This is a genomic window from uncultured Demequina sp., from assembly GCF_913055775.1.
GTDB lineage: Bacteria > Actinomycetota > Actinomycetes > Actinomycetales > Demequinaceae > Demequina.
Genome location: NZ_CAJXJX010000031.1, coordinates 1 through 23,748 on the forward strand (window position 1 = coordinate 1; position 23,748 = coordinate 23,748).

21 protein-coding genes are annotated in these 23,748 nt (G+C 70.1%); 9 read left to right on the forward strand and 12 right to left on the reverse strand.

The window, feature by feature from the left end; translation table 11 throughout:
• Nucleotides 1-707 (reverse strand): M15 family metallopeptidase (locus QZ483_RS04685; RefSeq protein WP_297081828.1); only part of this gene is annotated, 707 nt, incomplete at its 3' end.
• A 107-nt stretch (nucleotides 708-814) separates the two neighbouring features.
• Here QZ483_RS04685 and ligA point away from each other — a divergent pair.
• The 6 genes from ligA (at nucleotide 815) to QZ483_RS04715 (ending at nucleotide 7,561) form a co-directional block, all read left to right on the forward strand.
• Nucleotides 815-2,950 (forward strand): NAD-dependent DNA ligase LigA, encoded by a 2,136-nt coding sequence (gene ligA / locus QZ483_RS04690; RefSeq protein WP_297081829.1) that lies wholly within the window; start codon nucleotides 815-817, stop codon nucleotides 2,948-2,950.
• Nucleotides 2,951-3,024: 74 nt separating this feature from the next.
• Complete coding sequence (locus QZ483_RS04695) at nucleotides 3,025-3,600, forward strand: N-acetyltransferase (protein WP_297081830.1); 576 nt, start codon at nucleotides 3,025-3,027, stop codon at nucleotides 3,598-3,600.
• Nucleotides 3,601-3,664: 64 nt separating this feature from the next.
• A complete protein-coding gene (gatC, locus tag QZ483_RS04700) occupies nucleotides 3,665-3,964 on the forward strand; it encodes an Asp-tRNA(Asn)/Glu-tRNA(Gln) amidotransferase subunit GatC (protein ID WP_297081831.1) in 300 nt (99 codons plus the stop codon).
• Nucleotides 3,964-5,478 (forward strand): Asp-tRNA(Asn)/Glu-tRNA(Gln) amidotransferase subunit GatA, encoded by a 1,515-nt coding sequence (gene gatA / locus QZ483_RS04705; protein WP_297081832.1) that lies wholly within the window; start codon nucleotides 3,964-3,966, stop codon nucleotides 5,476-5,478. The genes gatC and gatA overlap by 1 nt, the downstream gene beginning before the upstream one ends.
• A gap of 5 nt (nucleotides 5,479-5,483) precedes the next feature.
• Nucleotides 5,484-6,992, forward strand: a complete 1,509-nt coding sequence (gene gatB, locus QZ483_RS04710) for an Asp-tRNA(Asn)/Glu-tRNA(Gln) amidotransferase subunit GatB (protein ID WP_297081847.1) — start codon at nucleotides 5,484-5,486, stop codon at nucleotides 6,990-6,992.
• A 176-nt stretch (nucleotides 6,993-7,168) separates the two neighbouring features.
• On the forward strand, nucleotides 7,169-7,561 hold the full coding sequence (locus QZ483_RS04715; protein ID WP_297081833.1) for an SHOCT domain-containing protein: 393 nt from the start codon (nucleotides 7,169-7,171) through the stop codon (nucleotides 7,559-7,561).
• An 18-nt stretch (nucleotides 7,562-7,579) separates the two neighbouring features.
• On the opposite strand, the gene QZ483_RS04720 is transcribed toward QZ483_RS04715, so the two are convergent.
• From QZ483_RS04720 to QZ483_RS04755, 8 genes are all read right to left on the reverse strand, one after another.
• Nucleotides 7,580-8,923: a M20/M25/M40 family metallo-hydrolase gene (locus QZ483_RS04720; protein ID WP_297081834.1), complete on the reverse strand. Its 1,344-nt coding sequence runs from the start codon at nucleotides 8,921-8,923 to the stop codon at nucleotides 7,580-7,582.
• A 53-nt stretch (nucleotides 8,924-8,976) separates the two neighbouring features.
• Nucleotides 8,977-10,344 carry an anaerobic C4-dicarboxylate transporter family protein gene (locus QZ483_RS04725; protein WP_297081835.1) on the reverse strand — a complete coding sequence of 456 codons (1,368 nt, stop codon included), beginning with the start codon at nucleotides 10,342-10,344 and terminating at the stop codon, nucleotides 8,977-8,979.
• A gap of 206 nt (nucleotides 10,345-10,550) precedes the next feature.
• A complete protein-coding gene (locus QZ483_RS04730) occupies nucleotides 10,551-11,591 on the reverse strand; it encodes a LacI family DNA-binding transcriptional regulator (RefSeq protein WP_297081836.1) in 1,041 nt (346 codons plus the stop codon).
• A 9-nt stretch (nucleotides 11,592-11,600) separates the two neighbouring features.
• Nucleotides 11,601-12,806 carry an endo-1,4-beta-xylanase gene (locus QZ483_RS04735; RefSeq protein WP_297081848.1) on the reverse strand — a complete coding sequence of 402 codons (1,206 nt, stop codon included), beginning with the start codon at nucleotides 12,804-12,806 and terminating at the stop codon, nucleotides 11,601-11,603.
• Between the two features lie 115 nt (nucleotides 12,807-12,921).
• Nucleotides 12,922-15,207 carry a glycoside hydrolase family 3 N-terminal domain-containing protein gene (locus QZ483_RS04740; RefSeq protein ID WP_297081837.1) on the reverse strand — a complete coding sequence of 762 codons (2,286 nt, stop codon included), beginning with the start codon at nucleotides 15,205-15,207 and terminating at the stop codon, nucleotides 12,922-12,924.
• 5 nt (nucleotides 15,208-15,212) lie between these two features.
• Entirely contained in the window at nucleotides 15,213-16,100 is an 888-nt protein-coding gene (locus QZ483_RS04745) for a carbohydrate ABC transporter permease (RefSeq protein ID WP_297081838.1), read from the reverse strand.
• Between the two features lie 3 nt (nucleotides 16,101-16,103).
• The gene (locus QZ483_RS04750) at nucleotides 16,104-17,174 is read right to left on the reverse strand and encodes a carbohydrate ABC transporter permease (RefSeq protein ID WP_297081839.1); all 1,071 of its coding nucleotides are present in this window, start codon (nucleotides 17,172-17,174) and stop codon (nucleotides 16,104-16,106) included.
• A 40-nt stretch (nucleotides 17,175-17,214) separates the two neighbouring features.
• Nucleotides 17,215-18,546 (reverse strand): ABC transporter substrate-binding protein, encoded by a 1,332-nt coding sequence (locus QZ483_RS04755; RefSeq protein WP_297081840.1) that lies wholly within the window; start codon nucleotides 18,544-18,546, stop codon nucleotides 17,215-17,217.
• A gap of 155 nt (nucleotides 18,547-18,701) precedes the next feature.
• On the opposite strand from QZ483_RS04755, the gene QZ483_RS04760 reads away from it, so the two are divergent.
• Nucleotides 18,702-19,748, forward strand: a complete 1,047-nt coding sequence (locus QZ483_RS04760; RefSeq protein ID WP_297081841.1) for a LacI family DNA-binding transcriptional regulator — start codon at nucleotides 18,702-18,704, stop codon at nucleotides 19,746-19,748.
• Nucleotides 19,748-20,374, forward strand: coding sequence for a polysaccharide deacetylase family protein (locus QZ483_RS04765; RefSeq protein ID WP_297081842.1), 627 nt, complete (start codon nucleotides 19,748-19,750; stop codon nucleotides 20,372-20,374). The genes QZ483_RS04760 and QZ483_RS04765 overlap by 1 nt, the downstream gene beginning before the upstream one ends.
• A gap of 53 nt (nucleotides 20,375-20,427) precedes the next feature.
• Here the strand turns inward: QZ483_RS04765 and QZ483_RS04770 are convergent, their stop codons facing one another.
• On the reverse strand, nucleotides 20,428-21,606 hold the full coding sequence (locus QZ483_RS04770; protein ID WP_297081843.1) for an AAA family ATPase: 1,179 nt from the start codon (nucleotides 21,604-21,606) through the stop codon (nucleotides 20,428-20,430).
• A 201-nt stretch (nucleotides 21,607-21,807) separates the two neighbouring features.
• On the opposite strand from QZ483_RS04770, the gene QZ483_RS04775 reads away from it, so the two are divergent.
• Entirely contained in the window at nucleotides 21,808-22,758 is a 951-nt protein-coding gene (locus QZ483_RS04775) for a 2-hydroxyacid dehydrogenase (protein ID WP_297081844.1), read from the forward strand.
• Here the strand turns inward: QZ483_RS04775 and QZ483_RS04780 are convergent.
• On the reverse strand, nucleotides 22,755-23,120 hold the full coding sequence (locus tag QZ483_RS04780; protein ID WP_297081845.1) for a DUF1801 domain-containing protein: 366 nt from the start codon (nucleotides 23,118-23,120) through the stop codon (nucleotides 22,755-22,757). The genes QZ483_RS04775 and QZ483_RS04780 overlap by 4 nt on opposite strands.
• Nucleotides 23,121-23,136: 16 nt before the next feature.
• Nucleotides 23,137-23,748, reverse strand: a 612-nt coding sequence (locus QZ483_RS04785; protein WP_297081846.1) for an FAD-binding domain-containing protein, incomplete at its 5' end; no start/stop codon positions are given.

The following is a 23,748-nucleotide window of genomic DNA, read 5'->3' on the forward strand; positions in this document are numbered from 1 at the left end:
TTGATGTGCGGGTTGGGGAACGGGTTGATGTCGACGGCCATCCCGTAGGCGTGCTGCGACCAGACCGTCGCGGCGCCCACCACGAGCCGGCACGTGAAGGCCGAGGTGATGTTGTGGTCGCCGGTCGTGGGGGCGTCGCGCTCCGCGGTCGAGATGACCCGCATCTCCTCGATCGGGAACTGCGCCGCGAAGATGCGCTCGAACGCCGTCGCGACCTCCTCGATGTGATCGTCGTGGGCGATCATCTCGCCCGTGTGCACCTGACCGTCGAATCCCCAGTACGGCATCTGGATGTAGGCGAGGTCGTCGATGTGCACCGGGCAGTTGGGGTCCCACGACGAGCGGGCGGCGACGTCCTCGGGCACGTCCATCTCAATGCGGGCGAACCACTCCTGTCCCTCCGGGTCCGGAAGCCAGGCGCGCGGCTCGAGCTGGCGGTCCTCGAGCTCCTCAGGCGTGTCAGCGGCGACGCCCAGGCCGTCCTCTCGCAGCTCGAGAGGCTGCGTCCCCAGCCACAGGGGGCGCGCGTACGCGTCGTCCTCGGGCGGGGCCTGGAACACGGTGACGGTGGGCGCGGGCTCCGCGCCCGGGGTCGCGGTGACGGTCGCGACCGCGGTCACGGTGGGCGCCGCGTCCGAGGGCAGCAGCGAGCAGCCGGCGAGGACTGTGAGGCCGGCGAGGCCGAGGAGGGGGCGGGCGACTCGCATCGGTCAAGGATAGTGGTCTGTGCAGGGCCGATGCGAGCGTCGGGCTGGGTACTGGGACGATGCGGCACGGCGCGGGCAATGTCACAGGCACGTGGTGAGATAGGGGGGTGAGCGAGACTTCCGCAACCCCGTCGCAGCAGGCCGATCCGCGAGCCCGTCACCAGGACCTGGTGCAACGGGTCGAGGAGCACCGCGCGCGCTACTACGGCGAGGACGCACCCACCATCTCGGATGCCGAGTACGACGCCCTCGAGCGGGAGCTCAAGGACCTGGAGGCCGAGCACCCCGAGCTCGTCGAGCCTGACTCTCCCACGCAGGTCGTGGGCTCCGCGCGGGGCGAGACCGGGTTCGCGTCGGTCCAGCATCGCGAGCGGATGATGAGTCTCGACAACGCCTTCAGCATCGAGGAGATCGAGGCCTGGCTGGCGCGGATCGGGCGCGAGGCGGGCGATCACCCGATCGTGTGCGAACCCAAGATCGACGGGCTGTCCATCTCCCTGACCTACGAGGACGGCACGTTGGTGCGCGGGGTGACGCGCGGCGATGGCACCACGGGCGAGGACGTCACCGCGAACGTGCTGACCATCCCGTCGATCCCGCGCTCTCTGGGCGGCGACCACGTGCCCGCAGTCGTCGAGATCCGCGGAGAGGTCTTCCTCCCCATCGAGGCGTTCGAGCGGCTGAACGAAGCGCTGCTGGAGGAGGGCAAGGCGCCGTACGCGAATCCCCGCAACACCGCGGCCGGCTCCCTGCGGCAGAAGGACCCCGAGGTCACCGCGCAGCGCCCTCTCGACGTCACCACCTACGCGCTGGGGGCTCTCGAGTGGGGCGATGCGGAGCCGCACCCCTCGATCGGCACCCAGTCGGGGATCTACGCCGTGCTCGCCGAATGGGGGATGCCCGTGAGCGCGTTCGCACAGGCGCTGCGGGGCATCGGCCCCATCGAGGGGTACCTCAAGGATCTCGAGGCGCGCCGGCACGACCTGGTGCACGAGATCGACGGCGTGGTGCTCAAGGTCGATGATCGCGCCGTGCAGGCGGAGCTGGGAAGCACGTCGCGCGCGCCGCGGTGGGCGATCGCGTACAAGTTCCCGCCCGAAGAGGTGCACACCACGCTCGAGGACATTCGCGTGGATGTGGGTCGCACCGGACGGGTGACGCCGTACGGCGTGATGACGCCCGTCACGGTCGCGGGCTCGACGGTCACGTTCGCCACGCTGCACAACAAGCATGAGGTCAAGCGCAAGGGCGTCCTGATCGGCGACACGGTGGTGCTCCGCAAGGCGGGAGACGTCATCCCCGAGATCGTCGGCCCCGTCGTCGCGGCTCGTACCGGCGCGGAGCGCGAATGGGAGATGCCAACGGCGTGCCCATCGTGCGGAACCGCTCTCGCCGAGCAGAAGGAGGGCGACAAGGACCTGCGCTGCCCCAACGCACAGGCCTGCCCGGCGCAGATCGTCGACCGCATCGCGTTCATCGGCTCCCGGGGTGCGCTCGACGTCGAGGTGCTGGGGGAGAAGGCCGCCGCCGCGCTGGTCGAATCCGGCGTGCTGGTCAACGAGGCGGGGCTGTTCGAGCTCACCGAGCAGGACCTGCGGCGCGTTCCGCTCTTCACCCTCGAGTCGGACTCCAAGAAGGACGGCATCGAGCGCAAGGCGGGCGACGTCTCGACCAATGGGCTGCGGATGCTCGACAACCTCGCTGCTGCGCGCGAACAGCCGCTGTGGCGCGTGATCGTGTCGCTGTCGATCAGGCACGTGGGGCCCACGGCGTCGCGCGCGCTCGCGACGGCCTTCGAGTCGATGGACGCGGTTCGAGCAGCTTCCGAAGAGGATCTCGCCGCGGTCGAGGGTGTGGGCCCGGTCATCGCCGAGTCGGTGAGGCAGTGGTTCGAGGTGGACTGGCACGTCGAGATCGTCGACCGGTGGGCGGCCGCCGGCGTGCGCATGGCGGACGAGCGGGACGCGTCGATCGAGCGGACCCTCGAGGGTCTCACCGTGGTCGCGACGGGATCGCTCGAGGGCTTCACGAGAGACTCGGTGAAGGAGGCGATCATCTCGCGCGGCGGCAAGGCCGCGTCGTCCGTGTCCAAGAACACGGACTTCGTGGTCGTCGGCGCCAACGCAGGGTCGAAGGCGGCGAAGGCAGAGTCACTGGGGGTGCCGATGCTCGACGAGGCGGCGTTCGAGCGGCTCCTCGCCCAGGGCCCCGGTGCCGTCGCGGACGGCGCCGCCGACGGCTGACCCGGTCGAGGCACGCTCCGTGCCGCCCGGGCTACAGTGGAACCACGCTTGCTGAGGATGACCGAAGGAGAGCCGTGGCCGAGACCATCCGCAGTGTCGATCCGAACGAGTCGAGCAGGCTCACGGAGATCGGCCAGCTGACCGCGTTGGCGTATCTCGCCGACGGACTCGTCGACCAGGCCCACCCCTACATCCCCCAACTGAAGGACGCCCACGCGCGCGCTGCCGATGCGGATCTGCTCGCCATGCTCGACGGCGTCGACGGCGAGGGGTCGGTGGTCGGCACCGTCACTCTGGTGCCCCCGGGGTCGAGCCTCGTCGAGCTCGCGAAGGATGACGAGTACGAGCTGCGCATGCTCGCGGTGTCGCCGTTGGAGCGCGGGCGAGGAATCGGGCGCAAGCTCACCCGCCGCGCGATGGACCTGGCCGTCGAGCGCGGGGCGCAGCGCGTGGTCCTGTCGACCATGGAGTCGATGCACGTCGCCCACCGGTTATACGAGCGCATGGGATTCGCGCGCCGCGAGGACCTCGACTGGACCGTGATCGACAACGCGGACGGCACCATCACCAAGTTGTCGCGGGCCGAGGCCGAGCGGGCGGAGCAGGCGGGCACTGCGATCCACCTCATCGGCTACGCCTGGGAGCCCTGAGCCCCTCCCGCATCGGGCGACCGGCGCGCCCCGGCGACCCTCCAGCGCCACTAGACTTCTGCCCATGTCTTCCCTTGAACGTGCTGACGTGGCGCGCCTTGCGGCGCTGGCCCGCATCGACATGACCGACGAGGATCTCGACCGCCTGGGCGGCCAGCTCAACGCGATCGTGGACTCTGTAGCCAAGGTGCAGGAGGTCGCGGGCGAGGACGTCCCGGCGACCAGCCACCCGATCCCCATGAGCAACGTGCACCGGCCCGACGAGGTGCGGCCGTCGCTGTCGCAGGACGCCGCGCTGTCGGGAGCGCCCGAGGCCGAGGACGGCCGCTTCCGCGTGCCGCAGATCCTGGGGGAGGAGGCCTGATGGGCGCCGCACGAGACTGGACCCGTGCCACGGCCGCGCAGATGGCCGCAGCGATGAAGGCGGGCGAGGTGACGTCCGTCGAGCTCACCCAGGCGCACCTGGACCGCATCGCCGCGGTCGACGGCGACGTCCACGCGTTCCTTCACGTCAACGCTGAGGGGGCGCTGGCCACCGCGCGCGAGGTCGACGAGGCCCGCGCCGCAGGCGAAGAGCTCCCTCCGCTGGCAGGCGTGCCGATCGCCGTCAAGGATGTCCTGGTCACCCAGGGCATGCCCACGACGGCGGGTTCGCGCATCCTCGAGGGCTGGGAGCCGCCCTACGACGCGACGGTGACGCGCAAGATTCGCGAGAACCGCATGCCCATCCTCGGCAAGACCAACATGGACGAGTTCGCGATGGGTTCGTCCACCGAGCACTCCGGATACGGCCCCACTCGCAACCCGTGGGACCTCGAGCGCATCCCTGGAGGCTCTGGCGGCGGCTCGTCCGCGAGCCTCGCCGCGTGGGAGGCGCCGCTCGCGATCGGCTCGGACACGGGTGGATCGATCCGCCAGCCCGCGTCGGTCACCGGCACGGTGGGCGTGAAGCCCACCTACGGAGGGGTGTCCCGCTACGGCGCGATCGCCCTCGCATCGTCCCTCGACCAGTTGGGCCCGTGCGCGCGCACGGTCGAGGACGCGGCCTACCTCCACGAGGTCATGGGCGGCCACGACCCGATGGACGCCACCAGCCTCGACGAGCCCGTGCCCTCGTGCGTGGACGCCGCCCGCCAGGGGCGCGAGGGAGACCTCGCCGGCGTGCGCGTCGGCGTCATCAAGGAGCTCTCGGGCGACGGCTACCAGGCCGGCGTCGAGCAGCGCTTCGAGGAGGGTCTCGAGAAGCTCAAGGCTCTGGGTGCCGAGGTGGTCGAGGTCTCGTGCCCGTCGTTCGACTACGCGCTTGCGGCGTACTACTTGATCCTGCCGTCGGAGGCGTCGAGCAACCTCGCGAAGTTCGACTCCGTGCGCTTTGGCCTGCGGGTCGAGAAGAGCACGGTTGAGAAGACCATGGGCGCCACTCGCGCGGAGGGCTTCGGCGACGAGGTCAAGCGCCGCATCATCCTCGGCACGTACGCCCTGTCCGCCGGCTACTACGACGCGTACTACGGCTCGGCGCAGAAGGTGCGCACGCTGATCCAGCGCGACTTCGCCGCCGCGTTCGAGCAGGCCGACGTGCTGGTGAGCCCCACCACGCCCACCACGCCGTTCAAGATCGGCGAGCGCATCGACGACCCTCTCGCGATGTACCTCAACGACGTCGCGACCATCCCCGCCAACCTCGCGGGCATTCCCGGCATGTCGCTGCCCAGCGGCATCGCGCCCGAGGACGGTCTGCCCGTGGGCTTCCAGATCCTCGCCCCGGCGCACGAGGACGCCAGGCTGTACCGCATCGGCGCGGCCCTCGAGAAGGCCCTGCACGACGACTGGGGTGGCGCGTTGGCTGCGCAGGCCCCCGAGTTGGAGGTGGCCCCGTGACCACGATGACGTACGAGCAGGCGATGGAGCAGTTCGACCCGGTGTTCGGCATCGAGGTCCACGTCGAGCTCAACACTGCGACCAAGATGTTCTGCGGGTGCGCCAACGAGTTCGGCGCCGAGCCCAACACCCAGGTGTGCCCGGTGTGTCTGGGACTGCCCGGGTCGATGCCGGTGACCAACCAGAAGGCCGTCGAGTCGGCGATCCGGCTGGGGCTGTCGCTCGGGTGCTCGATCCGCGAGTCCAGCCGCTTCGCCAGGAAGAACTACTTCTACCCGGACCTCGCGAAGGACTACCAGATCTCGCAGTATGACGAGCCCACATGCTTCGAGGGCAGCCTCGACGTGGTGCTCGACGACGGCGAGGTCGTCACGGTGGGCATCGAGCGCGCGCACATGGAGGAGGACGCCGGCAAGAACACCCACAAGGGTGGCACCGGCGGTATCCAGGGCGCGGACTACTCGCTCGTGGACTACAACCGCGGTGGCGTGCCGCTGGTCGAGATCGTCACCAAGCCCATTACCGGCATGGGCGCCCGCACCGCGGAGGTGGCCCGGGCCTACGTCGCGACCATCCGCGACATTGTCAAGGCGCTCGGGATCTCCGACGGCCGCATGGAGCAGGGCTCGGTGCGCGCGGACGTGAACCTGTCGCTGCGGCCGCGCGCCGTCGCGGGCGAGTCGCAGGACGATGTGCCCTTCGGCAAGCGCTCCGAGACCAAGAACGTGAACTCGCTGCGCGCCATCGAGCGGGCGATCCACCACGAGGCCGCGCGCCAGGCCGGGCTGCTGCTGGCCGGTCAGCCGGTCATCCAGGAGACGCGCCACTGGCACGAGGACACCGGCTCGACCACGCCCGGACGCTCGAAGGAGGAGGCGGAGGACTACCGCTACTTCCCGGAGCCCGACCTGCTGCCCGTCGAGCCCAGCCGCGCGTGGGTCGAGGAGCTGCGCGGCACCATTCCTGAGCACCCCGCCAAGATGCGGGCGCGGCTCAAGGAGGAGTGGGGCTTCAGCGACACCGACATTCGCGACGCGGTGAACGCCGATGCGCTGTCCCTCATCGCGGACACGGTGGCCGCTGGCGCGGCTCCCCAGGCGGCGCGCAAGTGGTGGATGGGCGAGCTGGCCCGCACCGCGAACGACCGCGAGGTCGCGCTGGCCTCGCTCCCCGTCACGCCCGCCCAGGTCGCTGAGCTCCAGGGGCTGGTCGACGCCGGCACCATCAACGACAAGCTCGCGCGCCAGGCGCTCGAGGGCGTGCTCGCCGGCGAGGGATCGCCGCGTGAGGTGGTCGAGAGTCGTGGGCTCGAGGTCGTGTCCGACGACTCCGCACTCGAAGCTGCGGTTGACGAGGCGCTCGCGGCCCAGCCCGACGTGCTCGCCAAGATCCAGGACGGCAAGGTCCAGGCGGCGGGTGCGATCGTTGGCGCGGTCATGAAGGCGACGCGAGGCCAGGCCGACGCCGGTCGCGTGCGCGAGATCATCCTGCAGCGCGCGGGGGTCGAGGGGTAGTCCCAGCCCGCCGCTGAGCCTTGGGCCCCTGTTCCGCTTCGGGACGGGAGCCCTCGCGCGTTGGCGGTCGTCGAGAGCCCCACCCTCCGGTGGCACGCGGCGCTGCACAGGGCCATGCTGGGAAGCAGGACCGCAATCGCGCTGTCCGTGCAGGTACGACGCGTAGAGGAGTGGACGTGGACACGTTCTGGGACGTCTTCTGGTGGACGCTATGGATCTTCGTCTGGATCACCGCCGTGGTGATCTGGTTCCGCTGCGTGTGGGACCTCTTCAGCGACCGATCGCTGAGTGGCTGGGGCAAGGCCGGGTGGGTCATCTTCCTGATCTTCATCCCGTGGCTGGCGGCGATCGTCTACATCATCGCTCGGGGCCAGGGCATGGCGGAGCGGACCTCGGTGCGTTCCGCCGCCGTGCCGGAGGAGGACATCCACGCCCAGTACATGGCGGGGCTCCAGGCCAGCGCGTTGCCCGACCCCGTGGGCCAGGTCGCCAAGGCCAAGGAGCTCCTCGACGCCGGCGCGATCACACAGGCGGAGTTCGAGGTCCTCAAGTCGAAGGCCCTCGCCTGATCTGACGCCGTGCGCGCGTCAACCGCGCGCGCTGAGCTTCTCCAGGAGCAGCGCCTGCGCGAGCACCATGCGCTCGATCTCCTCCGGGTCCACGGACTCGTCGGAGGCGTGGATGCGCGCCTGATCCATGTCCTCTGGTCCCCACAGCACGAACTCCGCGGAAGGGCACGCCTCGTGCAGCGTTTGCAGCAGCGGGATCGAGCCGCCCGAGCCCACTTCAGACGGCTCGGATCCGAAGGCCTCAACCAGCGCAGCGCGCGCGGCGACGTCTCCCGGCCCGCCCGTGGGCACGTGGAAGGCCGGTGCCGCCTTGACCCGCTCGACGGATACCTGGGCGCCCCACGGCGCGTGCGTTTCGAGATGGGCGACCAGCGCGTCCAACTCGGCATCGGGTGAGGTGCCAGGGACGATGCGCATCGAGATCTTCGCGCGCGCCGTCGGCAGGATCACGTTCGACGAGCCGGAGACCGAGGTCGTGTCGATGCCGATCGCGTTGATCGAGGGCTTCGCCCACAGTCGGTCGGCCACGGTGCCGGTCCCGATCAGAGACACCCCGGGCAGCAGCTCCGCCCCGGCGAGGAACTCCTCCTCCGACTGCGTCGCGCCAGACCACGAACCGCCGGTGACGCCTTCAATGGCCACGTCCCCCGCATCGTCCACGAGAGACGAGAGCAGCCGGGCGAGGGCCATCATCGCGTCCGGCGCAGCGCCGCCGAAGACGCCCGAATGCAGCGGGTGGTCCAGCGTCGACACCGTCACGATGCAGGACACGTCGCCGCGCAGCGCGGTCGTGACCACGGGCTCGCCCACGCGGAGATTGCCCATGTCGCAGATGACGAACATGTCGCACTCGAACAGCTCCGGGTGCGCCTCGACGAACTCCTCGAGGTTGGACTCGGTCTCCTCCATCCCCTCGACGATGATCCGCACGGTGCACGGCGGCTTTCCGTCGAACGCCCGCAGCGTCCCCAGGTGCGTGGCGAGTCCGCCCTTGTCGTCCGCGGCGCCGCGGCCGAAGAGCCGTCCGTCCCGGTGCGTGGGCGTGAACGGCGCAGTGGACCAGCCCTGCGACTCGGGCGCGGGCTGCACGTCGTAGTGCGCGTAGAGCACCACCGTGGGGGAGCCGGACGGGCCGGGAATCTCGCCATAGATGGGCGGGTAGCCCCACGGCACGTCCATCAGCCGCGCGTCCTCGACGCCAGCATCCTGCAGTAGCTCCAGTGTTCGCACCGCCATCTCATGCACCGGCTCCTCCGGATAGGCGGGAAAAGCGATCGACGGGATGGCGATGAGGTCCTCGAGATCCGCGATGACGCCAGGCATGAGCCCGGTGACCTTCTGGGGGAGGGACGATGCAGTCATGGCTTGCCTTTCGGGTGCGGCCTGGCGGCGGCGGGAGAGGTCAGGTGTCCAGGCTAGAAGAACGCGCCGATCGCGGCGCCCACGATCACGGTGGTCACCGACATGATCAGCATCGGCAGGAAGAAGCTGTGGTCGAGCAGCTTGGTGCCCAGCTTCGTGGTGCCGGTCTGGTCGAAGTTGGCGGCGGCGATCTGGGGGCCGTTGGCGGGCAGCGTGTAGACGCCGCCGAGCGCACCGGCCCACATGCCTGTCGCGACGCCGGCGGGAAGGCCTGCGGCGAGCCCGATGGGCACGATCGTCCTGGTCGCGGTCGACTGGCTGGTCGTCATGGCCGCGACCAGGAACACCGCGATCGCAAAGACGAAGGTGAACGAGTCGACCCAACTGCCGACCGTGGAGACGATCACCTCCTCGTGCGCGGAGATGAAGGTGGCCGTGAGCCACGCGATGCCGAACAGCGCGATCGCGGAGATCATGCCGGCCTTGAACACGGACTGCGATGGGACCTCGCCCACCTGGGGCCGGCCGATCGCGATGATCAGGGCTCCCGCCACGAACATCACGAGGATAATCGTCGACGTCATGTCGACCTGGGTGAGCTCGCCGCCGACGGTGAAGGACGGGCGAAGATCGGGGAAGAGCCCGAACGCGACGATCGCGAGCACGCCGAAGAGAAAGACTAGCGCAGAGTTGCGGCCACGCGCGGTGTAGGTGAGCGAGGCCGATGCTGCCTCGCTCCCCACCTGCGGCGCGGCGAGCGCCCCGGACGCGATACGCGCCTGCACCTCGGGATCGTCGGCGAGCTCCTTGCCCACCCGGTTCATCACCAGCGCCGTCACCACGATGCCGATCACGCATGCGGGGATCGTGATGGCGAGGATCTGCGCGAGCCCCAGGTCGTACGGAGCGACATCGGTGAGCGTCAGCATCGCCGCCATCGCCGCGGACACGGGGGAGGCGGCGAGCGCGATGCCGGATTGCACCACAGTCACCGTGAGCGGCCGTGAGGGCCGGATCCCGTTGCGGTAGCTGACGTCGTAGATCACGGGCAGCAGGGGATAGACGATGTTGCCCGTGCCAGCCCCGGCGCAGAACGCGAAGGCCGTGAGTGGTGCGATGGTGGTGATCTGTCGGGGCCGCTTCTCGATGACCTTCGCCGCCATCGCGACCATCCAGTCGATCCCCCCGGCCGCCTGCATGAGCGCCGCAGCGGTGACAACGCCCAGGATGATGCCGATCGCCGCCACGGGCGGCTCGCCCGGGGCCTCGCCGAACACGAACACGAGCACGAAGACGCCCACGCCGCCCCACACGCCCACCCCGGCACCGCTCGACCGGGTGCCCAGGACGATGGCGCCCAGCACGACGATCGCCTCGAGGATGAGGGTGATGTCCACGCGCAGCACCGCCTTCGAGGTCACCGTGGACCCTGGAAATGACGATACGCCGCGCAGCCGCGCGGCGCCCTGCGATGTCGCCTCCGACAGTCTGAACCCCACCGGGAGCCGACACCCCGAGGTGACCCGCGCATCGGCCCGTGCGGCCCGGCGTGTCCTGCCGAGATTGGTTCACACTGTCGCGGTCGGCGAGGGTGCTCAGGGGCGGAGCCGGGGCGCGGAGCCGCGACTCAGGCCGCTGCCGCGCGGGGCGCCGCCGTCGAGCCGCGCACCGTGAGCGACGTGGGCAGCTCGATGCGTGGCGCGGGGGCCACACCCTCGTACGCGAGCGTCGCGGCCGTGCGGATCGCGGTGCGGGCCATCTCCTCGAGCGGCTGCTTCACCGTCGTGAGCCCGGGGGAGAGCCACTCGGACAGGATCACGTCGTCGAACCCCACGACGGAGAGGTCCTGGGGGACGCGCAGCCCGCGTTCGCGCGCTGCCTGGTAGACGCCGCTCGCGGTCTGGTCGGTGCCGGCGAAGATCGCGGTGGGGCGATCCTGGAGGGCCAGCATCCGCCGCGCCGCCGCGAGACCGGAGCCCGGCATGAAGTCACCGTAGTGCTGCAGCCGAGGATCGAGCTCGAGGCCGTGGCGGCGCAGCACGTCGAGGTATCCCGCGAGCCGGTCCTCGGCACACATGACGCCGTGCGGGCCCGTGACGATGCCGATGCGCCGGTGGCCCAGGCGCACGAGGTGCTCGGTCGCCATGCGGCCGCCGGCACGGTTCGCGGCGGCGACCGCCGGCATGTCCGTGGGCGCGCTGCCGACCGGGTCGACGAGCACCACCGGGGTGTGCAGGCGGCGGAGCTCGTCGACGGCGGTCGGGGCGAGCTCGGACACCACCAGCACCACAGCGTCGGTGCGGCGGCTCGCGAGGTGCTGGATCCAGTGCCGGGACCCGGCGCGGCGCCCGTGGGTCGAGGTCAGCACGATCGACGCGCCCACGCGACGCGCCTCCTCCTCCGCGCCCAGCAGCAAGGGCATGGACCAGATGGGATCGAGGTCGCGCAGGACGAGGTCGATGAGCCCGACGCGCTGGCGCAGCGCGGTGCCGCGGCGCTCATATCCGTGCTCGTCGAGCAGCGCCTGGACTGCGCGACGCGTCTCGTCGGATACGCCCGCGCGTCCGTTGAGCACCTTCGAGACGGTGGGGCTGGACACACCGGCAGTGGCGGCGATCTGGGCGATCGTGACGCGCGGTGAGCGACTCCGTTGTCGTTCGGCGGCCATGACTGCTCGCTACTCGAGCACGGCACGGAGGGTGTCCGTGCCTCCCCGGTCGAGGGTGACGGTCGCGTGGAGGTCGGCGAGGCCGATGCGGTAGTCGCCTGCGAAGCCGGTGACGGTCACGCGTCCGTTCGCGTCCGTTCTGACCTCCGTGGCCTCGGACCACCACTCGCCCTTGATGAGCGCGCGCAGCGCGTCGTAGGACGGCTTGCACGAGCCATCGGCGCGCAGCAGCCCCGCCGGCGCGCCGAGCCACGATCCCTCGTCCGTGAGCCCCCAGTACGTGAGCGACTCGACGGCGGGGTGCGCGACGATGGCTCGGTAGTGGCGCACCATCTCGTCCGCCTGCCGCTCCTCGCCGTCAGGCGTCGACGGCCACGATTCCACGTGGTAGTCGTTGAGATCGACGATGTCCGGTGGCATGAGGTGGCCGGAGACGAGCGTGGTCTCCGTCATCTGCAGCGGCAGCCCGAAGCGCCCGAAGCGATCGAGGATCTCGGTGATCTGGTCCTCGCCGCGGAAGCCCTGATGCATGTGGGTCTGGACACCGATGGCGTCGATCGCGATTCCCGCCTCGAGGCACTCCTCGATGAGGCGCTCGTAGTCCGCGGAGAGGTCGAAGTCGTTGAGCACCAGTCGCGCTCCCGGGTTGCCCTCGCGCGCGCTCTCGAATGCCATCCGTACCATCTCGACGCGACCCTTGGTCCGGGCGAGGCGGGTGACGGCGTTGCGCTCGGCGGCGAACACGGGAAGGATCACGGCCTCGTTGATCGCGTCCCACAGGTCGACGGTCCCGGCGAAGTCCCGCGTCTCTCGCGCGATGCGCGCGCGCATGATCTCCTCGGCTCGCGCGTTGTCCACGTCGAGCAGCCACTCGGGTGCGAGGGTGTGCCACAGCAGCGGATGGCCCTTCACGGTCACGCCGCGCGCGACGAACCACTCGGCGGCGTTCCGCAGTCGCGCCGTCTGGGGCTGGCCGCGCCGGGGCTCGAACCCGCGCCAGTAGAACGGCAGGGTGGTGGCGTTGTAGAGCTCGAGGTAGTGCTCCGCGAGAGCAGGGGCCGATGCGGCGGAGGCGCCGCCGAAGACGCTGGGAGCGTCGTGGCTCTCGCCATTGGCGAGAGCGATCAGGTCGAAGCCGATGTTGCCGAACCCGAAGGCGTGCCGCGTCTGCTCGATGGTGACGACCGCATCGGCCGCCGCAGTGCCATCAGGCATCGCGAGGGCGACCGTCGCCGTTCCGCGCCGGTGGTCGTACGGGTCTGCGGCCCGCGCCGCCGGCCCGACGTCCCGCGAAGGGGTGCCGGGCACGGCGGCGTGGGTCGCGACCACCTCAGACCGTCGCGGGGGCGTCCGCCGCGTGCACAGCGCTCGTCGTGATGCGCGACGACTCGGCGGTGACGGGGTGGACGTCGCCGGTGAGGGCGATCTCGGTCTCGGTGAGGCGGTCGGCGGGGGTCCCGGTCCACAGCTGGATCGCGCCCGGCTCGACCACGCGGCGGTAGTGGCGGTCGGTGAACGCGAGCCTGGTGGTGGGGACGGTGAAGTCCACGATGGCGCCCTCGCCGGCCGCGAGGTGCACGCGCCGGTAGCCGATCAGCTGCGCCATGGGGCGGGTCACCGAGCCGACGACGTCACGCGCGTACAGCTGCACGACCTCGTCGCCATCGCGATCTCCGGTGTTGCGCACGGTGACGGACACCGCCACCGAGCCATCGGTCGCCACGTCGTGGGAGGAGATTCCGCTGTGCTCGAAGGTCGTGTACGACAGGCCGTGGCCAAATGGCGCGGCCGGCGTCGACGACAGGTTGGTGACGTCGCCGTTGCCTCCGAGTCGCGGGTGCAGGTAGGTGTACGGCTGCGCCCCCGAGGACCGTGGGATCGTGATCGGCAGCTTTCCTGACGGGTTGACGCGCCCGGACAGCACGCCGGCGATCGCGCCTGCGCCCTCCTCGCCGGGGAAGAACGACTGGACCACGGCCGCGCAGCGCTCGATCGCCCACGAGATGGCGTACGGACGCCCGGTCATGAGCACGAGCACCACGGGAGTCCCGGTCGCGAGCACGGCCTCGACCAGTTCGCGCTGCACTCCCGGCAGCTCGAGGTCGTCGCGGTCGCAGCCCTCGCCCGAGGTTCCGCGTCCGAACAGGCCGGCGTGGTCTCCCAGCACGAGCACGGCGGTGTCCGCCGCGGCGGCTGCCGCGACGGCCTCGGCGAAGCCCGAGCGGTCGTCGTCATCGACCGCGCACCCACGCGCGGCGGTGACAGTGCCAGCGAACTCGTCGCGAAGCGCTTCGAGGACGGTCGGTGCCGCGAAGCCCAGGTCGACGCCCGGGCGGTTGACGAGCACGTGATTGGCGAACGAGTAGCACCCGAACAGCGCGCCGAAGCGGTCCGCGTTGGGGCCGATCACGGCGAGCCGGGCATCGTCGCCGGTCGCGAGCGGCAGCGTGCCGTCGTTCCCGACCAGCACGACCGACTCCTCGGCCAGGCGCCGCGCCACATCGCGGTGCGCGGGGGAGTCGAGGTCGACTCCGGTGGGCGGCTCCGACTCGAAGGTCGCGTCGAGCAGGCCGTGGCGCTCCTTCTGCGCGAGGGCGCGGCCCACGGCGCGATCCACCAGTGCGATGTCGACCTCGCCGGCCTCGATGGCCGCCGTGAGCGGAGCCAGGTAGGCGTCGCCCGTGGGCAGTTCGATGTCGACGCCCGCGGCGAGCGCCTGTGCCGCGGCGTCGCCCAGGCTCTCGGCGACGTCGTGCAGGATCTGCAGGAACGCGACGCCGAAGTAGTCGGCGACCACCGTGCCGTCGAAGCCCCACTCGCCCCGGAGGACGTCCGTCAGGAGCCGCTCATTCGCGGCGACGGGAACCCCGTCGATCTCCGCGTACGAGTGCATGACCGAGTGGACGTTGCCGTCGATCACGGCCATCTCGAACGGCACCATGAGGACGTCGCGCAGCTCGCGCTCGCCCGCGTGCACGGGGCCGAAGTTGCGGCCGGACTGCGAGGCCGAGTAGCCGACGAAGTGCTTGAGCGTGGCGTCCACGCCCCGCGACTGCAGGCCCTGGACGTACGCCGTTCCGATCGAGCCGACCAGGTACGGGTCCTCGGCGATGCACTCCTCGACACGACCCCAGCGCGGGTCGCGCACCACGTCCAGCACGGGCGCGAGACCCTGATGGATGCCCAGCGCATGCATCGAGTCGCCGATGCGCTGGCCCATCTCGCGGACGAGGTCGTCGTCGAACGACGCGCCCCACGACGGGGGAGCGGGGAAGGTGGCGGCCTTCCACGCCGACAGGCCGGTGAGGCACTCCTCGTGCACGAGCGCCGGGATGCCCGGCCGCGTTCCCGTCACCAGCGATCGCTGGCGGCCCCACAGGTAGGCCGCGCGTTCGTCGGGGTCGACCGGGTTGGTGCCGTAGACACGCGTGAGGTGCCCCAGGCCGTGACGGATGGCGTCGTCGAGCTTGCCGGTGTGGTTCTGTTCTCCCTGCAGGGGCGCGACCGAGTCGCCCTCCTCGCCCTCCCAGAAGCCCACGATCTGCGCGAGCTTCTCATCGAGGGAGAGCGATTCGACCAGCGCCCTGACGCGGGGGCTGAGGCTGTCGTCGAGCATCGGCCCTAGCCCTTCACTGCGCCCGACAGGCCGTCGACGATGCGACGCTCCATCATCAGGAAGAACACGAGGGCGGGGATCATCGCCAGGAACGTGTACGCCATGATGCCGGCGAAGTCGGAGGCGTTCTGGCCCTGGAACTGGGTCACGCCGAGGGGCAGGGTCGTGGGAGCGTCGCGACCGGTCAGGATGACCAGCGGCAGCAGGTAGCCGTTCCACGAGCCCAGGAACGCGAGCACGCCGACCGTGACCATGCCCGGCTTCGCCAGCGGCAGGATCATGCGGAAGAAGAAGCCCACGCGGGTGAGGCCATCCATGAACGACGCCTCCTCGAGCTCATCGGGCAGGGCCTGCAGGAACGGACGCATGATGATCACCGTGACGGGCAGCGCGAACGCCACCTGCGGCACGATGAGCCCCCAGTAGCCGCCCACCCAGCCCAGGTCCTGCAGCAGCAGGAACAGCGGGAAGATCGCGACGGTCAGCGGGAACATCAGGCCCGCGGTGAAGACCACGAAGATGCCCTCGCGACCGCGGAAGCGGTAGCGAGCGAGCGGGTAGGCCGCCATGGTGCCCAGGGCGACGACGCCGATGGTGGTGGCGCCGGCCACGACCAGTGAGTTGAACGTGAATCGCCAGAACGTGCCGTTGCTCAGGATGTTCCAGTAGTTCTGCCACACCCACGGGTCGGGGAGGGCGTTGGGGTCGGCCGCGATCTGCGCGTTGGAGCGGAAGCCGCCCAGTGCGAGGTAGATGAGAGGGCCGAGCGTCAGACCCACGGCGACCAGCGCGACGAAGATCGTCACGTAGATCGAGGAGTCGCCGGTGAGCTGGGTCCTGGCCTTGGACGAGCGCCGGCGCGTCCGGGTCTCGGGAATGGTGGAGGTGGCCATGGCTCAGACCCCCTTCTTGATCTTGGACTTGCCGGTGGGACTCGAGGTGTTGTCGCGACGCATGATCAGTCCCATGTAGATGAGCGCTGCGGTCATCGAGAAGATGAACATGATGATCGCGAGCGCCGAGGCGTAGCCGCCGTCGTTGCGCTGCGTGCCGATGTCCACCATGAGGGTCGCGATGGTCGAGTACTGACCGGTGGATCCGCCCTTGTTCAGCACCCACGCCATGTCGAACAGTTGGATCGAGCCGATGATCGACAGGAACGCCCACACGCGGACGGTGGGGCCGATGAGCGGGATGTTGATCCGCCACTGCACCTGCCACCAGCTCGCGCCGTCGATCGACGCGGCCTCCTGCAGCTCCTGCGGCACCCCTGCCAGGCCCGCGAGGAACAGGATGATCGCCAGGCCGATGTACTTCCACGAGACGATGAAGAAGAAGGTCCAGAATCCCCACGTCGGATCCTCGAGCCAGCCTTGTGATGGCACGGGCAGCCCGATGCTCTGCACCATCGTGGTGATGGGCCCGCGCGGGTCGAGGAGCATCATCCACATGAGTCCTGCGGTGACCTCCGCGAGCACATACGGCGCGAAGATGATGAGGCGGACGCCAGAGCGGCCGCGGAACCTGCGGTTGAGCACCAGCGCCACGATCATCGCGACCGGCAGCTGGATGAGCATCGACAGAGCGATGATCTGGAAATTGTTGCCCACGGCGTTCCAGAAGGGCTCGGCATAGGCCTTCCAGAAGATCTCCTGAGTCTCGGGGTCAGTGCCGCCGATCAGGGCGCGGGTGTAGTTGTCGAACCCGATGAACTCGGCCAGCTCGAACGGCTGGCGGGAGTCCCACTTGTACAGGCTGTAGCGCGCCGCCATCACCATGGGGAACACCACGAAGGTGAGGAAGACGATCAGGGCGGGACCGACGAAGATCGCGATCTCGATCCACTTGCGACGGTTGTCGCGGCGGGAGTTGCTCGTGGCAGGGGTGACAGGGTGCGACCCCGCCGCCGGCGCAATGACGTCGGCGGCGGGGCCCTTGCCCGTACCCGAGGCCTCCAGTGCAGTCACCAGGGAGCCTCGCTTTCTTGTTTCGGGGGGGACGGGGTTGTTACTGGGTGAGGGCCGCGGCGGTCATGAGGTCGACCACGTCCTGGGCATTTCCGGTGCCGGCGAAGATGTTGACGATGCCGTCATTCATCGCGCCACCGACGTTGGTGCCGAAGGAGGTGTCGAGCCACAGCTGCACGTAGGCGGCGTTTCCGGCCACCTGCGACAGCTCGACCAGCACGGGGTTGGTCACGGAGTCCGCGGCGGCGGGCGCCACCGGGAGGATGCCAGCGGCCTCGGCGGCGCCGGCCTGGTTCTCATCGCTCACGATGAAGGCCAGGAACTCGGCGCACTCCGGCGGAGCGTCGACGTAGCAGGCGAATCCGTCACCACCACCGAGTGCGGCGGTCGGGTCACCCGCGCCACCCTCGGTCGCCGGCATCGGGAACCAGCCGAGGTCGTCGTGCAGGGCCTGGATGCCCTCGTCGGTGCCATCGGTGAAGCCCTCGTACACGAAGACGTTCCAGTGGCCCATGAGCTCCATCGCGGCCTCGCCGGTGGCCACGAGGCCCGCGGACGAGGTGGCGCCGGTCTGCGCGACCGTCGAGATGTAGCCGGAGTTGAAGGGCTCGGTGCCGATGAGCTCCTCGAGCTGCTCGCCGGCGTCGACCCAGCACTGGTCCGAGAAGTCGAACGTGGTGCCGGCCGTCGAGATGACGTCCTGCGGGCACGAACGCAGCGCGAAGTTGTACCACCAGTGCGCGGCGGGCCAGCCGTCCGCGGCACCCACGGCGATGGGCTCGATGCCCGCGTCCTTGAGCGCTGCGACCGCGTCGTTGAGCTCGGCCATCGTCGAGGGCTCCTCGGTGATGCCGGCCTCCTCGAACAGGGACTCGCGGTACCAGATGCCCTCCACGCCGAACTGGAACGGAAGACCGTAGGTGCTGCCCTCGTACTGCCAGGGAGCGACACCGCCGCCCAGGCGGGAGATGTCGTCCGCGAGGACGTCGGTCAGGTCCATCAGGTAGCCCGACTGCACCTGAGTCGCGAGCTCGCCGCCGCCCCATGCCTGGAACAGGTCCGGCGCATCGCCGGACTGCAGTGCGAGCGGGATACGCGTGCGCTGCAGGTCCTCGTTCTGGATCTGCTCGATCTCGATGGTGACGTGCGGGTTCTCCGCGGTGAAGGCGTCCGCAACGGACTGCCAGTAGTCGCCCAGGTCGTTCTGCCCGTTGTCACCGGCGGTGGCGTTGTGCCACCAGGTGAGGGTCACGGGCTCCATGCTCTCTTCTGTCTCCTCGGTATCCGGGGAGTCGGAGCCCTCGGGCTCGGTGTCGCCACCGTCGCTGCTGCACGCTGCAAGCAGGAGTGCAGCTGAAGTTGCGAATGCCATTACGGCACCCGCACGACGCATGTTCGCCATGTCAGTTCCTTTCAGTCCTCGTTGACCAGCTGAACATTCGGCAGTCTGTCAGCGGCTCAGGAAAGTTGTCAAACGTTTTCGATAACGTTTTCGTCACAGAGGGGCGAACCTGTACCATCTGTCACATGGAACCGGCCCCGCGCGTCAAGATGGCGGACGTCGCGGCGAAGGCCGGCGTCTCAGTCGCCACTGTCTCGAAGGTGGTGAACGGGCGCTACGGCGTCGCCAAGGAGACCGTCGAGCTCGTTCAGGGCGTGATCGAGGAGCTCGGCTACGCCGGCAACCTCAGCGCCTCGAGCCTGCGCATGCCGCAGACCAACATGCTGGGAATTCTGGTCGCGAGCTTCGAGCCCTTCAGCGCCGAGATGATCAAGGGGGCGGCCTCGGTCGCCGAGAGTTCCGGCTATGAACTGCTCGCGCACTCCGGTGGCGACACCCACGGGTGGGAGCGGCGGTCGCTGGCCCGCTTGGGAGGCACCCTCATCGCCGGTGCCGTCCTGGTCACGCCTACCGTCCTCGACGCTCGCACGGTGGTGCCGGTGGTCGCCGTCGACCCTCACTACGGACCCAACCGACTGCCCACGATCGACGCGGACAGTTTCACCGGGGCCGAGCGTGCGACGGAGCACCTGATCTCCTTGGGGCACACCCGGATCGCGTTCCTGGGCGGGCGTTCCGAGCTGGACTCCGCGCACCTGCGCGAGGCGGGCTTCCGCAACGCGATGGCGGAGGCGGGCATCCCGATCGAGTCCGGCTTCCTGCGCGAGACGCGCTACCAGCCGGACCGCGCGGCGGAGGTGGCGCGCGAGCTGCTCCTGCGGGACGATCGCCCGACCGCGATCTTCGCGGCGAACGACGTCACGGCGATTCGCGCCATGGAGGTCGCCCAGGAGTTGGGGCTCTCGGTGCCCGAGGACCTGTCCGTGGTCGGATTCGACGACGTTCCCGACGCCACTCTCGCCAAGCCGGCGCTCACGACCGTGCGCCAGCCCCTCCAGGAGATGGGGGCGGAGGCCATGCGCATGCTGCTGGACCTCATCGCCGGGGTCGAGCGCGAGCATCACGTGCGCATGGCGACAGAGCTCGTCGTCCGCGCGTCCACCGGCGAGCCGCCTCTCGAGCTGCGCCCAGCGAGCGCCGCGGGAGACCTCGCCACCGCATCGGCAGACTGATGGCCTCGGGCCGGCCCGGGGACCCCATCGAGCAGGTCACGGCGGCAGCGGGCGCCGGCGACGTGTGCGCCCTGACGTTCGACGACGGTCCAGCCGGCGACGACACCGAGGCGCTGCTCGACGGCCTCGCCGAGCGCGGGATCCGCGCCGTCTTCTGCGTCGTCGGCGGTCAGATCCAGCGCCCGGGTGGCAATGATCTGCTGAGGCGCATGGTCGCGGATGGCCACGTGCTGGCCAACCACTCGACGGGCTTCGACGACATGGGTGACTGGGGCGCCGAGCGCGTGCGGGCGGACCTCGCGGAGAACCTGCGCATCATCCGCGACGCTGCGGGCGCGGAGGTACCGGTGCCGTACTGGCGTGCGCCCAACGGATCGTGGGGCGTGACGGAGCAGGTGGCCCTCGACTTGGGGATGCGTCCGCTCGGCGTGGTCAATCACATCGGCGACTGGGAGGTTCAGGACGCCGAGGTCCTCGCGGAGCGCCTGCGCACGGTCATGACGCCCGGCTCGATGGTGCTCGCGCACGACGGTCCGAGCGATCGCGCTGCCACAGTGAAGGCGGTGCTGCGGGTGGTCGACGAGCGCCTGGCCCTGGGCTGGCGCTTCACGCTCCCCGCCCCGTAGGAACCTGACCTCTCACTTTCGCGTCGCACCGGCTCCTGGAGGAACCTGGCCCCTCATTCCTGGGCCTCGTCACGCCGGCGGATGAAGGTCGCCATCCCCGGCACGGTGAACGCGATCCTGCCGCGCACGGGCGCGTAGATGATGCCCTTGTCGATCAGCCGTGTGCGGATGGCGCTCAACGCGGACGCCGGCTTGCCGAGCCTGTCCGCCACGTCGCCCGAGCGCGACGGGCCGTCGCCGTCGATGGCCATGGCGCGCAGGTAGGACCGCTCCGCTGGCGTCGCGCGCTCCCAGCGGATGTGGAAGAAGCCCTGGTCGAGCTCCGCGAAGCCGATCGAGCGCGCGAGGTTGGCGTCCGCGGCGTCGATGGGGGAGAAGGCCGCGACGTTCCAGGCGGCGCGACCGAAGTGCTGGAGGAAGTAGGGGTAGCCGCCCGCGGCAGCCAGGGTGACGTCGAGTCCTGCCTCCGTCCAGATCTCGCCCATCGCCTCGACCGGCTCGACAAGGGCGCGGCGCGCGTCCGTGCGGTCCAGCCAGGTCACGGCGCGGAACTCGAAGAACCGCTCGGCGTAGGTGCGCGCCTCGGACAGCAGGCGGGGCAGCGCAGGGAGCCCCGCTCCGCACAGCAGCAACGGCGCCTGCGATGAGTTGGCCTCCTGGCCCACCGCGAGCAGGGCGCGCAGGTCCGCCCGCGACAGGTCGTGCATCTCGTCGACGGCGACCAGGACCCCCTTGCCGTCCTCGGCCTGCGCCTCGGCAAGCGTGCGCAGCATGTCGGGGAGCGAGTGCTCGATCGAGGTGCCGTAGTTGAGGAGGTGACGCGGCTCGACCTCGATGCCCGCTGACACGTCCTGGAGCCCCACCGAGACGCTGAACGACTTGAACGCACCCAGCGCGCGGCGCACGCGCTCGCCGGCCTTGGGGCGGTCCAGGCGGAGCATGTGCGGCGTGAGTCGGGTGACCAGCTGCTCGGCGAAGCTCGCGCTCGTGGACGCGGCGGCCTCGATGCGCAGCGCGATCCAGCCGCGCTCGGAGGCGACCTCGCAGAAGCGCCCCAGGAGCACGGTCTTGCCGGTGCCGCGCAGCCCGTGAAGCACAATCCCATTGGCGCCGCGGCCCAGCTCCGAGCGCTCGATCGCCGTGGTGATCGCCGCGATCTCGCTCTCTCGGCCCGCGAGCGTGTGCGGCGGGGTGCCCGCGCCGGGGTTGAACGGGTTCGAATTGGGGTGCATCTCACAACGTATACGCGATTATGCCGAATCCCGCATACTCATCCGCGCGAAACCTTCGCGCGAATCTCCGAGCGCGCCCGCGCATCGGCCCTCCCTCCCCGCGACATGGATCCCTTTCGCTTCTCTAGGGCCCTAGACGAGCCCAAGGGATCCATGTCGCGGAAGGGGGGAGGGGGTGGCGCGGGCTGGCAGACTGGCCGCATGATCACCGTCGCCGTGCCGCACCCCAAGATCGCCGATGCGCTGGGAGACCTGGGAGACGATGCTCGCGTCATCGTGTGGGACCCCAGCAAGGAGGACGTGCCGGCGGACGAGCGCGAGCGGATCACCATCGCCTGCATCCCGCACCTGAGCGGCGGCCGCACCGTCTACGGGCGCCTCGCCGAGTGCCCCGACCTGCGCGTCATCCAGATCCCGTCCGCGGGCTACGAGCATGCGGTGCCGTTCGTGCCGGCGGGCAAGAAGCTGGCGAACGCGCGAGGCGTCCACGACTCGCGCACCGCCGAGATGGCGATCGCCCTCGCGCTCGCGAGCCAGCGCAAGCTGCCGCAGTTCTTCGAGGCGCAGCAGCGTGAGACCTGGGAGTCCGACCCGTATTGCCCGTCGCTCGCCGACCGACGCTGCCTTGTGGTGGGTTACGGGTCCATCGGCGCGGCGATCGGGTCGCGGCTCCGGGCGCACGAGGCAGGCGTGACCGGGGTGGCGAGATCCGCGCGCACCGCGCCCGATGGCACCCAGGTGCACGCGATGGGGGACCTGCCGCGGCTCCTGCCCGACGCCGAGATCGTGTTTCTCGTGACGCCGCTCACCGAGCAGACCGAGCGCATGGTCAACACCGATTTCCTCGCGGCGCTGCCCGACGACGCGCTCGTGGTGAACGTGGGCCGCGGCGGAATCGTCGACACGGATGCCCTCCTGCCCGAGCTCGAGTCCGGCCGCCTCCGCGCCGCGCTCGATGTCACGGACCCGGAGCCGCTGCCGGACGGGCACGCGCTCTGGAGCGCCCCCGGCTGCATCGTCACGCCGCACGTCGCGGGCTTCGCGCTGCTGACCGACAAGCGCTACGTCGCGCTCGTGAAGCGCCAGGTCGAGGCCGTGCGCCATGGCGACGACCCCGTGAACTTCGTCGCGATGGGCGCGTTTCCGGCCTAGGCGCCGGCTGCGTCCTTCCAGGCGATCCACGCCTGGATGATGGCGTTGAGCTCGTCGCGGCGCTCCTCGGCCTCGGCGATCGACACGATCTTCATCGCGCGACCCTCCTTGCCGCCGCCCTCGAGGTGCGGGAAGTGGCCCGGGATGAGCGCGCCCTGGTGGAACATCAGCGTCGCGTGATGGGTCGACTTGGGGAAGAAGCTGGCGAGGTTGCCCTTGTACGTGAACGTCGGCGTCTGCCACTTGATGCATTCCTCGATGCGGTCGTCCGAGGCGAGGATGATCTGGCGGATGCGCTGCACGACGTCCTTCATGGGGTTGTCGTAGTGGCCCATCCACCGCTCGACGTCGTCACTCGTCATGGGACCGACGGTACCGCTACCTGGTGTCACGTGCGCGGCGATGGAGTGCGAGTGTCTCTTCTCGGGCCGTCTTATGGTCCAGGATCGGGTCCGGATAGTCGGGTGTGTCCAGCTCCGGGATCCAGCGCTCGACGTAGCGCCGGTGCGGGTCGTGGCGTTCGGCCTGCGCCTGGGGGTTGAAGATCCGGAAGAACGGCGCGGCATCGCGACCGGTGCCCGCGACCCACTGCCAGTTGAGCTGGTTCTGGGCGTGGTCGTAGTCGAGCAGCGTGCGCCGGAAGTGATCAGCGCCGCGCTGCCACGGGAGCCGCAGATCCTTGACGAGGAAGCTCGCGACCACCATGCGGACGCGGTTGTGCATCCACCCGGTCGCGACGAGTTGGCGCATGCCGGCATCGACCAGCGGGAAACCGGTGCGGCCGTCGCGCCACGCCATGAAGAGTGCGTCGCTCTCGCGGCCGGTGACCCACGCATCGGCGGGCAGGACGGTCGACAGCGACTCGCGCCGCGCCTGGGGCTCGTGCCACAGGGTGTCCGCGTGGAACTCGCGCCAGGCGATCTCGGACTCGAAGGTCCGTGCGGCGTCGCCGTCGACGGCGCCCGTCGCTGCCAGCACCGTGCGCGGGTG

Bases quoted from the DNA above. Each gene is read 5' to 3' on its own strand.
- gatC (WP_297081831.1), top strand. From the start codon at position 3,665: ATGTCTTCCCTTGAACGTGCTGACGTGGCGCGCCTTGCGGCGCTGGCC.
- gatA (WP_297081832.1), top strand. From the start codon at position 3,964: ATGGGCGCCGCACGAGACTGGACCCGTGCCACGGCCGCGCAGATGGCC.
- gatB (WP_297081847.1), top strand. From the start codon at position 5,484: ATGACGTACGAGCAGGCGATGGAGCAGTTCGACCCGGTGTTCGGCATC.
- QZ483_RS04720 (WP_297081834.1), bottom strand. From the start codon at position 8,923: ATGACTGCATCGTCCCTCCCCCAGAAGGTCACCGGGCTCATGCCTGGC.
- QZ483_RS04730 (WP_297081836.1), bottom strand. From the start codon at position 11,591: ATGGCCGCCGAACGACAACGGAGTCGCTCACCGCGCGTCACGATCGCC.
- QZ483_RS04735 (WP_297081848.1), bottom strand. From the start codon at position 12,806: ATGCCTGATGGCACTGCGGCGGCCGATGCGGTCGTCACCATCGAGCAG.
- QZ483_RS04740 (WP_297081837.1), bottom strand. From the start codon at position 15,207: ATGCTCGACGACAGCCTCAGCCCCCGCGTCAGGGCGCTGGTCGAATCG.
- QZ483_RS04745 (WP_297081838.1), bottom strand. From the start codon at position 16,100: ATGGCCACCTCCACCATTCCCGAGACCCGGACGCGCCGGCGCTCGTCC.
- QZ483_RS04755 (WP_297081840.1), bottom strand. From the start codon at position 18,546: ATGGCATTCGCAACTTCAGCTGCACTCCTGCTTGCAGCGTGCAGCAGC.
- QZ483_RS04760 (WP_297081841.1), top strand. From the start codon at position 18,702: ATGGAACCGGCCCCGCGCGTCAAGATGGCGGACGTCGCGGCGAAGGCC.
- QZ483_RS04765 (WP_297081842.1), top strand. From the start codon at position 19,748: ATGGCCTCGGGCCGGCCCGGGGACCCCATCGAGCAGGTCACGGCGGCA.
- QZ483_RS04770 (WP_297081843.1), bottom strand. From the start codon at position 21,606: ATGCACCCCAATTCGAACCCGTTCAACCCCGGCGCGGGCACCCCGCCG.
- QZ483_RS04775 (WP_297081844.1), top strand. From the start codon at position 21,808: ATGATCACCGTCGCCGTGCCGCACCCCAAGATCGCCGATGCGCTGGGA.
- QZ483_RS04780 (WP_297081845.1), bottom strand. From the start codon at position 23,120: ATGACGAGTGACGACGTCGAGCGGTGGATGGGCCACTACGACAACCCC.